The sequence below is a fragment of the Streptomyces sp. NPDC096012 genome (assembly GCF_040426375.1).
GTDB lineage: Bacteria > Actinomycetota > Actinomycetes > Streptomycetales > Streptomycetaceae > Streptomyces.
On the sequence record NZ_JBEOTD010000031.1, the window covers coordinates 97,635 to 108,317 of the forward strand.

Below are 10,683 nucleotides of genomic sequence, written 5' to 3' on the forward strand. Positions count from 1 at the left end.
GCGACGGACCGGTGGCCGGTCGCCCGCGTGGCGGGTCAGCAGCCTTCCGGGCCCAGCCCGTCCATCCGGCCGCCGAAGTCGCCGAGGTAGCGGGAGCGCCAGTCGCCGTTGAAGACGTCGCGCCTCTCGACCGGCCCCCAGTCGACGAAGCAGGCGCGGGTGGCGGCGACGAAGGAGCCGACGTGGTCGTGGAGGCCGGGCGGCAGGTCGCGGTAGCCGCTGCGGGCCGTCCACTCCCAGTACGAGCCGCCGAAGGCCTCGCCGCTCCACAGGCAGACGGAGCCGTCCGGGCACGAGGGCGCGGCGGCACCGGCCGAGGCGGACTGTGCCGGCACGAGCAGGGCGGTCAGCGCGGTCAGGGCGAGGGGCGCGGCCACGGGCCAGGTGCGCCGTCTCATGAGGGCCGCCGGCGAGGGGAGTGGGGGAAGGCGGCCGGCTGACGTGCCGGTTCCGTCCTGGTCCTGGCCGAGGGTGGGACACGCCCGGGCGGAAGACCGCCTTCACCGGTGCGAGCGAAGAAGTGGGGTGAGCGGGACCGGCCCCGGTCGGGGTCGTACCGGAAAGTGATCACGGGTTCGACGACCCTGAGCGGCTCGTTCGACTTCCGCCGGCCGTGACCGGCCGGGGTGCTCCGCACGGCTCGCCGCCCGGCTGAACTCCCGTACTGCGAACAGGCGTACAACCTTCCGTCGCCCTGACCTGTCGAACCGGACAGCGCACGGGTGCGCTCAATGGCGTTCAGGGGGACGCCCGTACGACTTCCTAGGGGGAACTTTCCATGACTTTCCGGACTCCCGGCCGGGCCGGCGCGCTCGCCGCCGCCGTCAGTGCCGCGCTGCTCGTACCGGCCGTCACCGCGGCCGCACCGGCCGCCGCGGCCGCGCCGACGGTGAGCTGCACGTCCGCCAAGGCGGGCCTCGCCGACAAGCTGAAGAAGGACATCACGGCGGCCCTGAAGGACCGCAAGGGCACCGTCGCGGTCGGCGTGTACGACCGCAGCACGAACACCACCTGCACCTTGCGGGCCACCAGCGCCTACGACTCGGCCAGCACCGTCAAGGTCACCGTGCTCGCCACGCTGCTGTGGGACGCGAAGAAGCACAACCGGTACCTGACCAGCACCGAGACCAAGCTCGCCACGGCCATGATCACCAGGTCCGACAACGACGCCACCAGCAGGCTGTGGAAGCAGCTGGGCCTGACGAAGATCAAGGGCTTCCTGGCCGCCGCCGGGATGACCAAGACCACGCCGGGCACGGGTGGTTACTGGGGCCTGACCCAGGAGAACGTCACCGACGAGCAGAAGCTGCTCAAGCTGATCACCGCCAGGAACAGCGTGCTCAGTGACAACTCCCGCGCGTACATACAGAAGTTGATGGGACAGGTCGTCTCCTCGCAGCGCTGGGGCACCCCGGCCGGTGCGCCGTCCTCCGTCTCCGTGCACGTCAAGAACGGCTGGCTGCAGCGCGCCACGCACGGCTGGCGCGTGCACAGCCTGGGCACCTTCAAGGGCACCGGCCACGACTACATGATCAGCGTGCTGACGCAGGACAACGCCACCATGGGCTACGGCGTCACCACCATCCAGAACGTGGCCAAGGCCATCCACAAGGACCTGGTGACGACGACGGCCGGTGTCACGCGCTACACCCCGACCAGCCGGCCGACCGAGGCGGTCGTGGCCGTTCCGCCGCAGGGCTGACGCCGGGCCCCCGGCGGCCACGGGCGGCCCGGGCCGCCCCAGGCCGCCCCAGGCCGCCGCGGGGCCTCGGGGCCGACCTCCCGTCAGGACGGTCACGGTCGGCCCGTGCCGCCGCGGAGCCGACGACCGGGCTCCACGGCGGCCACGGGCGGCCGCAGCCGCCTTCCGTGTGCGCGGGCCGCTGGCCGGGCCGCACCGTGAGCGTCGTGACGGCCGAGAGCGGCGGCAGCGATGCTCGACGCCAACTCGCCCGGCCGGCTCGGCCTTTCGGCCTTACGTCCATCCCCCTGATCTCTCGAACGAGCGGCCTGCGAACATGCGTACAGCCGTCGTCCGTTCCCGGTGGCCGGATCAGGCAGCGCGGAGATGTGGCCCGGCGGTGCGCAGGGACCTAGGACGCCCGAACGACGTTCAACAAGGGGGAAGTTCTTCATGACCCATCGGATACCCGGCCGGGTCGGCACGCTCGCGACCGCTCTCGGTGCCGCGTTGCTCGTACCGGCCGTCACGGCCGCCACGCCGGCTGCCGCGACGCCCACGCCCGCCGTCAGCTGTACGTCCGGCAAGGCGGGCCTCGCCGACAAGCTGACGAAGGACATCACGGCCGCCCTGAAGGACCGCAAGGGCACCGTCGCCGTCGGCCTGTACGACCGCAGCACCAACACCACCTGCACCCTGGGTGCCACCACGGCCTTCGACTCGGCCAGCACCGTCAAGGTCACCGTGCTCGCCACGCTGCTGTGGGACGCGAAGAAGACCGGCCGGTACCTGACCGACGCGGAGGACGCGCTCGCCAAGGCCATGATCACGCAGTCGGACAACGACGCGACCAGCAAGCTGTGGAAGCAGCTGGGCCTGACGAAGGTCAAGGGCTTCCTGGCCGCCGCCGGGATGACCACGACCACGCCGGGGGCGGACGGTTACTGGGGCCTGACCCAGGAGAACGTCGCCGACGAGCAGAAGCTGCTCAAGCTGATCACCGCCAGGAACAGCGTGCTCAGCGACAACTCCCGTGCCTACATTCTCAAGTTGATGGGCCAGGTCGTCGCCGACCAGCGCTGGGGCACGCCCGCCGGTGCGCCGTCCACGGTCGCCGTGCACGTCAAGAACGGCTGGCTGGAGCGCGCCACGCACGGCTGGCGCGTGCACAGCCTGGGCACCTTCGACGGCGCCGGGCACGACTACATGATGACCGTGCTGACGCAGGACAACGCCACCATGGACTACGGCGTCGCCACCATCCAGAACGTCGCCCAGGCCATCCACAAGGCCCTGGTCCCGACCACCGCCGGCACCCAGCGCCTCACCCCGCCCACCCGGCCCGACGAGGCGTTCGTCGCGGTGCCCCCGCGGGGCTGACCGAGGGCCGGTGGAGGTCCGGGCAGGCGTTCACCGGGGGCGGTCGCCCGTCCCGCGCGGGGCCGGCCGAGGGGCGGCGGAGGACCGGGCAGGCGTTCACCGGGGGCGGTCGCCCGTCCCGCGCGGGGCCGGCCGAGGGCGGGCGGAGGACCGGACACGCCCGCACCGGAGCCCCGGCCCGCACCGGAGCCCCGGCCCGCACCGGAGCCCCGCGCCCGTCCGGCGCCGGGCCGTCGCTTCGCGAGGCGGTCTCCCGCCGGACACCGGGCCGCCCTACGGTGGCGGTCATGCGCCTGAGAACCGTACTCGCCACCCTCACCGCCGGCCTGGCGGCGGCCGCCTGCCTGACCGCCGCCGGGTCCGCCGGTGCCGACACCCCTGCCGGGAACGCCTGTTCGGCCACCGTCTTCCTCGACCGCTTCTCCGACGCGCTCGACAAGACGACGTACGACGGCACCTTCGTCGGCAACCTCTCCGCCCTCGCCGTGGACCGGGACGGCTCGCTCGCGGCCCTGGGGGACCGCTCGACCCTGTTCGGTCTGGACGGCCGTACCCTCCGGCCGGAGAAGGCCGTCCACCTCGCCGACGAGAAGGGCGCCGACCTCGACTCCGAGGGCCTGGTCGTCGACCGGGACGGCACCCGGCTCGTCACCTCCGAGACCGAGCCGTCCGTCCGCCGCTACTCCCGCGCCGGGAAGATCCTCGACCGGCTCCCGGTGCCGTCCTCCCTCCAGGTCGCCCCGGCCGGCCGCGCCTCACCCAACCTGACCTTCGAGGGCCTGACCCTGCTGCCCGGCGGCCGCACCCTCCTCGCATCCATGGAGGCCCCGCTCTCCGGCGACGCCCCGGACACCGCCCGCTTCCAGACCTGGACCCGGACCAAGGGCGGCCACTTCCGGCTCGCCGCGCAGTACGCCTACCGCGTCGACGCCTCGCTGGGCGTCCCCGAGGTCCAGGCCACGCCCGACGGGCGCCTGCTCGTCCTGGAGCGCGGCTTCACCGCCGGCGTCGGCAACACGGTCCGGCTCTACCTGGCGGACCCCCGCCACGCCACCGACACCAGCCGCGTCGAGCACCTGACGGGGCAGAACGGGGTGCGGCTGATCAGGAAGACCCTGCTGGCCGACATCGCCGCCTGCCCCTCCCTGGGCGCCACGGCGAAGCAGCCGCAGCCCAACCCGCTGCTGGACAACATCGAGGGCATGACGGTCACGGGCCGCGACCGAGCGGGCCGCCTGAAGGTCGTCCTGGTGAGCGACGACAACCAGAACGCCGCCCAGACGACCCGGTTCTACTTCCTGCGGGTACGCGCCTGACGCCCCGGGGGCGGCTTCCCGCGGCGCGCGTGCGACCCCGCGCACGAACCGCTCGCGGGAAGCCGCCCCCGCGCCGCCCCCTCGCGCATCCCGCACCCCCGGCACAAGGACCGCCCTCACCCCCCTCGCCCATCCCGCGCCCCCCCCCGCACAAGAACGCCGCCGCCGATTGTTACAGCGGGATGAAATCGCGCCCGCCGAGCGTTGCTGTCTACCGTCAGAGCAGGCAGAGCAGGTCCGGTCGACAGGAAGGCACCCGCGTGGCAGCGCAACGGGGATGGGCACGAAGGCTGGCCGGTTACGCCTGGCGGTATCCCAGGAACCTCGTCCTGGCCCTCGGCTCCTCCCTCGCCGGCATGGCCGTCCTCGCGGTCGTCCCGCTGGTCACCAAGGTGATCATCGACGACGTGATCGGCGACCACAGCCGCGCCATGGCCCCCTGGGCGGGTGCCCTGATCGTCGCCGCCGTCCTGGTCTACGCGCTGACCTACATACGCCGGTTCTACGGCGGCCGGCTCGCCCTCGACGTGCAGCACGACCTGCGGACCGAGATGTACGGAGCCGTCACCCGGCTCGACGGCCGCCGCCAGGACGAGCTGTCCACCGGGCAGGTGATCGGCCGGGCCACCAGCGACCTCCAGCTGATCCAGGGCCTGCTCTTCATGCTCCCGATGACCATCGGGAACGTCCTGCTCTTCCTCATATCCCTGGTGATCATGGCGTGGCTGTCGCTGCCGCTGACCCTGGTCGCGCTCGCCGTGGCGCCCGCGCTGGGCTGGATCGCCAAGCACAGCCGGTCCAAGCTGCACCCCGCCACCTGGTACGCGCAGGCCCAGGCCGCCGCGGTCGCCGGGGTGGTCGACGGCGCGGTGAGCGGCGTACGCGTGGTGAAGGGCTTCGGGCAGGAGGAGCAGGAGACGGGCAAGCTGCGCGAGGTCGGCCGCCGCCTCTTCGCCGGCCGCCTGCGCACCATCCGCCTGAACAGCAGGTACACCCCCGCCCTGCAGGCCGTGCCGGCGCTCGGCCAGGTCGCCATGCTGGCCCTCGGCGGCTGGCTCGCCGTACGCGGCCACATCACGCTCGGCACCTTCGTCGCCTTCTCCACCTACCTCGCCCAGCTCGTCGGCCCCGTCCGCATGCTGGCGGTGGTCCTCACGGTCGGCCAGCAGGCCCGCGCCGGCACCGAGCGCGTCCTGGAGCTGATCGACACCGAGCCGACGCTGCGGGAGGGCACCAAGGAGCTGCCCGCCGACGCGCCGGCGACCGTCGAGTTCGACGACGTGTCCTTCGCGTACGACACCGGTCCCCAGGTCCTCGAAGGGCTCAGCTTCGAGATCCGGCCCGGCGAGACGCTCGCCGTCGTCGGCTCCTCCGGTTCCGGCAAGTCCACGCTCTCCCTGCTCCTGCCGCGCTTCTACGACGTCACCCACGGTGCGGTGCTGCTCGGCGGCCACGACGTGCGCGAGCTGACCCTGGACTCGCTGCGGGCCGCGATCGGCCTGGTCCCGGAGGACTCCTTCCTCTTCTCGGACACGGTCCGCGCGAACATCGCCTACGGCCGCCCGGACGCCGGCCAGGAGGAGATCGAGGCCGCCGCGCGGGCCGCCCAGGCGGACCGTTTCATCGCCGAGCTGCCGGAGGGCTACGACACCAAGGTCGGCGAGCACGGCCTGACCCTCTCCGGCGGCCAGCGCCAGCGCGTCGCGCTCGCCCGCGCCCTGCTCACCGACCCCCGCCTGCTGGTCCTGGACGACGCCACCTCGGCGGTCGACGCCCGCGTCGAGCACGAGATCCACGAGGCGCTGAAGCACGTGATGCAGGGCCGCACGACCCTCCTCATCGCCCACCGCCGCTCCACGCTGAACCTGGCCGACCGCATCGCCGTCCTGGACGGCGGCCGGCTCGCCGACCTCGGCACCCACGAGGAACTGCAGGAGCGCTCGGCCCTCTACCGCCGGCTGCTGACCGACCCGGACGAGCTGGGCGGCGTCTCGCCGGGCCACGCGAGCCCGGCCGCACCGCAGGAGGACACCTCCGTCCGCGCGGAGCTGGACGCCGAGTTCGACGCCGAGCGCGGTGTGACCCCCCGGCTGTGGACCGGCGACCGCGAGCCGAAGGACCAGGCGCTCGGCGGCAGCCCGGCCACCCCCGAACTCCTCGCGCAGGTGGACGCGCTGCCCCCGGCCACCGACACCCCGGACGTCGACGAGGGCCGGGCGGTCCGCGCGGAGGACTCCTACGGCCTGCGCCACCTGCTGCGGGGCTTCGGCGGCCCCCTCCTCGTCAGCCTGCTGCTGGTGGCCGTGGACGCGGGCGCCGGACTGCTGCTGCCGGTGCTGATCCGGCACGGCATCGACCAGGGTGTCAGCCGGGCGGCCCTCGGCGCCGTGTGGGCGGCCTCGCTGCTCGGCCTGCTGACCGTCCTCGTCCAGTGGGCCGCGCAGACCGGCGAGACCCGGATGACCGGCCGGACCGGCGAGCGCGTGCTGTACACGCTGCGGCTGAAGATCTTCGCCCAGCTCCAGCGGCTCGGCCTCGACTACTACGAGCGCGAGCTGACCGGCCGGATCATGACCCGGATGACGACGGACGTCGACGCGCTGTCGACGTTCCTGCAGACCGGTCTGGTCACGGCGTTCGTCTCCGTCGTCACCTTCTTCGGCATCATGGTCGTCCTGCTGGTGATCGACGTCCAGCTCGCCCTCGTCGTCTTCGCCACCCTGCCCCCGCTGATCGTGGCCACGTTCTTCTTCCGCCGGGCCAGCGTGAAGGCCTACGAACTCGCCCGCGAGCGCGTGTCGGTGGTGAACGCGGATCTGCAGGAGTCGGTGTCCGGGCTGCGGATCGTGCAGGCCTTCCGGCGGGAACGGGACGGCGCGCGCCGGTTCGCCGAGCGCAGCGACAGCTACCGGGCCGCCCGCATCCGCGGTCAGCGGCTGATATCGGTCTACTTCCCGTTCGTCCAACTGCTGTCCTCGGTCGCCGCGGCGGCCGTGCTGATCTCCGGCGCGGGCCGGGTGGAGGCGGCCACCCTGACCACCGGCGCGCTGGTGGCGTACCTGCTCTACATCGACCTGTTCTTCGCACCCGTCCAGCAGCTCTCCCAGGTCTTCGACGGCTACCAGCAGGCCACGGTGTCGCTGGGCCGCATCCAGGAGCTGCTGCGCGAGCCGACGTCGACGAGGAGCGCCGACGCGCCCCTCGAGGTCCGGTCCCTGCGCGGCGACCTCGCCTTCGAGGACGTGAGCTTCGCCTACGGCGACGACGAGGAGGCGCTCACCGGTGTCAGCCTGACGGTTCCGGCCGGGCAGACGGTCGCGTTCGTCGGCGAGACGGGCGCCGGGAAGTCGACGCTGGTGAAGCTGGTGGCCCGGTTCTACGATCCCACCGGCGGCCGGGTCACGATCGACGGCACCGATCTGCGCGCCCTGGACCTCACCTCGTACCGGCACCGGCTCGGGGTCGTCCCGCAGGAGGCCTACCTCTTCCCCGGCACGGTCCGCGACGCCATCGCCTACGGCCGTCCCGGCGCCACCGACGCCGAGGTGGAGGCGGCGGCCCGGGCGGTCGGCGCGCACGAGATGATCGCCACCCTGGAGGGCGGCTATCTGCACGAGGTCGCCGAGCGCGGCCGCAACCTCTCGGCCGGCCAGCGCCAGCTGATCGCCCTCGCCCGCGCCGAACTGGTCGACCCCGACGTCCTGCTCCTCGACGAGGCCACGGCCGCTCTCGACCTGGCCACGGAGGCCCAGGTCAACCACGCCACCGACCGTCTGGCGGGCCGCCGTACCACCCTGGTGGTGGCCCACCGGCTGACCACCGCCGCCCGCGCCGACCGGGTGGTGGTGATGGACCACGGCCGGGTCGCGGAGGACGGCACGCACGAGGAGCTGCTGGCGCGCGGCGGCCGGTACGCCGAGCTGTGGCGGACCTTCGTGGGGCAGTCCGGGCCGGAGGAGCCGGTCGGGGTGTCCGCCGAGGCGTGACGCCCGCTACGAGGGCCGCCCGGTGGACGGGCCGCGGTCTTCCCCGGCCCGTCCGGCGTCGCGCCGTCGACGGCATCGCGGTGCCCCCGGCCGACGCGTCCCGCTGACGGTCGTGCAACCATCCGGCATACCCGTGCGTCCGTACATCAGTACGGACATCGGGGTGCACGATCGCGGTAGGGGGAGGACGACAGTGGACAGTGGTGCGATACGCCGGCGGCTGGCACTCGGCGCGGCCGTGCTGGCCGCCTCCGGGATGCTCGGCCTCACGGCGACCGGTACCGCCCAGGCGAGCACGTCCGGCGCCTGCGCGGGGCGCGAAGTGCGGACCCTGCCGTTCCGTACCGGCGTCACCCACGTCTACAGGCGCGACGGCTACATCTGCGCCGTCACCGTCACCCGCCAACTGGGCCTGCCCCAGACGATGTTCGTCAGCGTGCAGGCCCGCGGCAACCGCGCGGTCGCCGACAAGGGCCGCTACAGGCACCACGCCGGCCCGGTGACCGTACACGCCGGGCACCGCTGCGTGCGGGTCAAGGGCTCGGTGGGCCGCGATGCGGTCGACTCGGGCTGGATCCTGTGCTGAGCCGCCCGGACCGGACCGCGCGGGCCGGTCAATCCCCTCTGGTGTGACGGCAGTTGCTGGGATAGCTTCCGGCGCACATCTGTCTCACAGGGGAGAGTGCGCATGCGCAAGGCGCTCAGATGGCTGCTGGCGCTCACGGTGCTCATAGGCACGCTGAGCACGGCGACCGCGGCCACCGCCGCACAGTCCGAGCCCACCGACATCAAGGACCGGTTGCTGTCCGTACCGGGCATGAGCCTGATCCAGGAGAAGCCGTACCCCGGCTACCGCTTCTTCGTGCTGAACTACACGCAGCCGATCGACCACCGCCATCCCGGACGGGGCACCTTCCAGCAGCGCATCACCGTGCTGCACAAGGACACGAGCCGCCCGACCGTCTTCTACACCGGCGGCTACAACGTCTCCACGAACCCCTCGCGCCGCGAGCCCACCCAGATCGTGGACGGCAACCAGGTCTCCCTCGAATACCGCTTCTTCACCCCGTCCCGCCCCGACCCGGCGGACTGGTCCAAGCTGGACATCTGGCAGGCGGCCAGCGACCAGCACCGCCTCTTCGAGGCCCTGAAAAAGGTCTACCCCGCCAACTGGCTGGCCACCGGCGGCTCCAAGGGCGGCATGACGGCCACCTACTACGAGCGCTTCTACCCGCGCGACATGGACGGCGTCGTCGCCTACGTCGCCCCGAACGACGTCGTGAACGACGAGGACTCGGCCTACGACCGCTTCTTCGCCCGCGTGGGCACCGAGGAGTGCCGGGACCGGCTGAACGCCGTGCAGCGCGAGGCGCTCGTGCGCCGCAAGCCGCTGGAGGAGAGGTACGCCGGGTACGCGGCGGCGAACGGGTACACCTTCGACACCATCGGCGGCCTGGACAAGGCGTACGAGGCGGTCGTGCTCGACTACGTGTGGGGCTTCTGGCAGTACAGCCTGCTGGCGGACTGCGGCAGCGTCCCGGCGAAGGCGGCCACCGCGAGCGACGAGGAGATCTGGAACTCGGTCGACACCATCTCCGGCTTCTCCGCCTACACCGACCAGGGCCTGGAGCAGTACACGCCGTACTACTACCAGGCGGGCACCCAGCTCGGCGCACCCACCATCCACTTCCCGCACATCGAGCGGAAGCTGATCCGCTACGGCTACCAGCCGCCGCGCGACTTCGTGCCCCGGTCCATCCCGATGCGCTTCGACCCGCGGGCGATGCGCGACGTGGACACCTGGGTCCGCCACCACGCCCGGCAGATGCTGTTCGTCTACGGCCAGAACGACCCCTGGGGTTCGGAACGCTTCCGGCTCGGCGCGGGTGCCCGTGACTCCTACGTCTTCACCGCACCCGGCATGAACCACGGCGCGAACGTGGCGGGCCTGGTCCCCGACCAGAAGGCCCTCGCCACCGCCCGCATCCTGCAGTGGGCGGGCGTGGCCTCCCCGGCGGTCCGGGCGAACCCGTCCGCGGCGCGGCCCCTGGCCCGCCACGACGCCAGGCTCGACGTCCACGACGTGGAGCGTGAACCGGCGCTGCGGCCGTAGCACTGCGCCGACGGCCACGACGGCCACGACGGCCACGACGGCCACGACGGCCACGACGGCCACGACGCCCGGCGCGGCCGCGCGGCCGTGGCACACCGCCCCCGGGCACGACGCCCGCCCGGCGCCGCGGCCGGGGGCGGCGGCCCTGTGCTCCTCGCGGCGGCCCGGGGCCGCCGCGCGGGTGGGGGCCCCGCGGCGGCGGCCGCC

General features: G+C 73.0%; 7 protein-coding genes. 6 read left to right on the top strand and 1 reads right to left on the bottom strand.

Going from position 1 to position 10,683, the window contains the following annotated elements; all coding sequences use genetic code 11:
• Positions 1-35: 35 nt before the first annotated feature.
• Positions 36-398: a peptidase inhibitor family I36 protein gene (locus tag ABVB68_RS26615; RefSeq protein ID WP_353603667.1), complete on the bottom strand. Its 363-nt coding sequence runs from the start codon at positions 396-398 to the stop codon at positions 36-38.
• A 380-nt stretch (positions 399-778) separates the two neighbouring features.
• Between ABVB68_RS26615 and ABVB68_RS26620 the strand changes: the two genes are divergently transcribed.
• The 6 genes from ABVB68_RS26620 (at position 779) to ABVB68_RS26645 (ending at position 10,476) form a co-directional block, all read left to right on the top strand.
• Positions 779-1,702 carry a serine hydrolase gene (locus tag ABVB68_RS26620; RefSeq protein WP_353603668.1) on the top strand — a complete coding sequence of 308 codons (924 nt, stop codon included), beginning with the start codon at positions 779-781 and terminating at the stop codon, positions 1,700-1,702.
• Positions 1,703-2,134: 432 nt separating this feature from the next.
• Positions 2,135-3,061, top strand: coding sequence for a serine hydrolase (locus ABVB68_RS26625; protein ID WP_353603669.1), 927 nt, complete (start codon positions 2,135-2,137; stop codon positions 3,059-3,061).
• Positions 3,062-3,348: 287 nt separating this feature from the next.
• Positions 3,349-4,377, top strand: coding sequence for an esterase-like activity of phytase family protein (locus ABVB68_RS26630; protein ID WP_353603670.1), 1,029 nt, complete (start codon positions 3,349-3,351; stop codon positions 4,375-4,377).
• Between the two features lie 260 nt (positions 4,378-4,637).
• Positions 4,638-8,363, top strand: a complete 3,726-nt coding sequence (locus ABVB68_RS26635) for an ABC transporter ATP-binding protein (RefSeq protein ID WP_353603671.1) — start codon at positions 4,638-4,640, stop codon at positions 8,361-8,363.
• A 193-nt stretch (positions 8,364-8,556) separates the two neighbouring features.
• A complete protein-coding gene (locus ABVB68_RS26640) occupies positions 8,557-8,949 on the top strand; it encodes a hypothetical protein (RefSeq protein ID WP_353603672.1) in 393 nt (130 codons plus the stop codon).
• A gap of 102 nt (positions 8,950-9,051) precedes the next feature.
• Positions 9,052-10,476, top strand: a complete 1,425-nt coding sequence (locus ABVB68_RS26645; protein WP_353603673.1) for a S28 family serine protease — start codon at positions 9,052-9,054, stop codon at positions 10,474-10,476.
• The last annotated feature ends 207 nt before the right edge of the window (positions 10,477-10,683 follow it).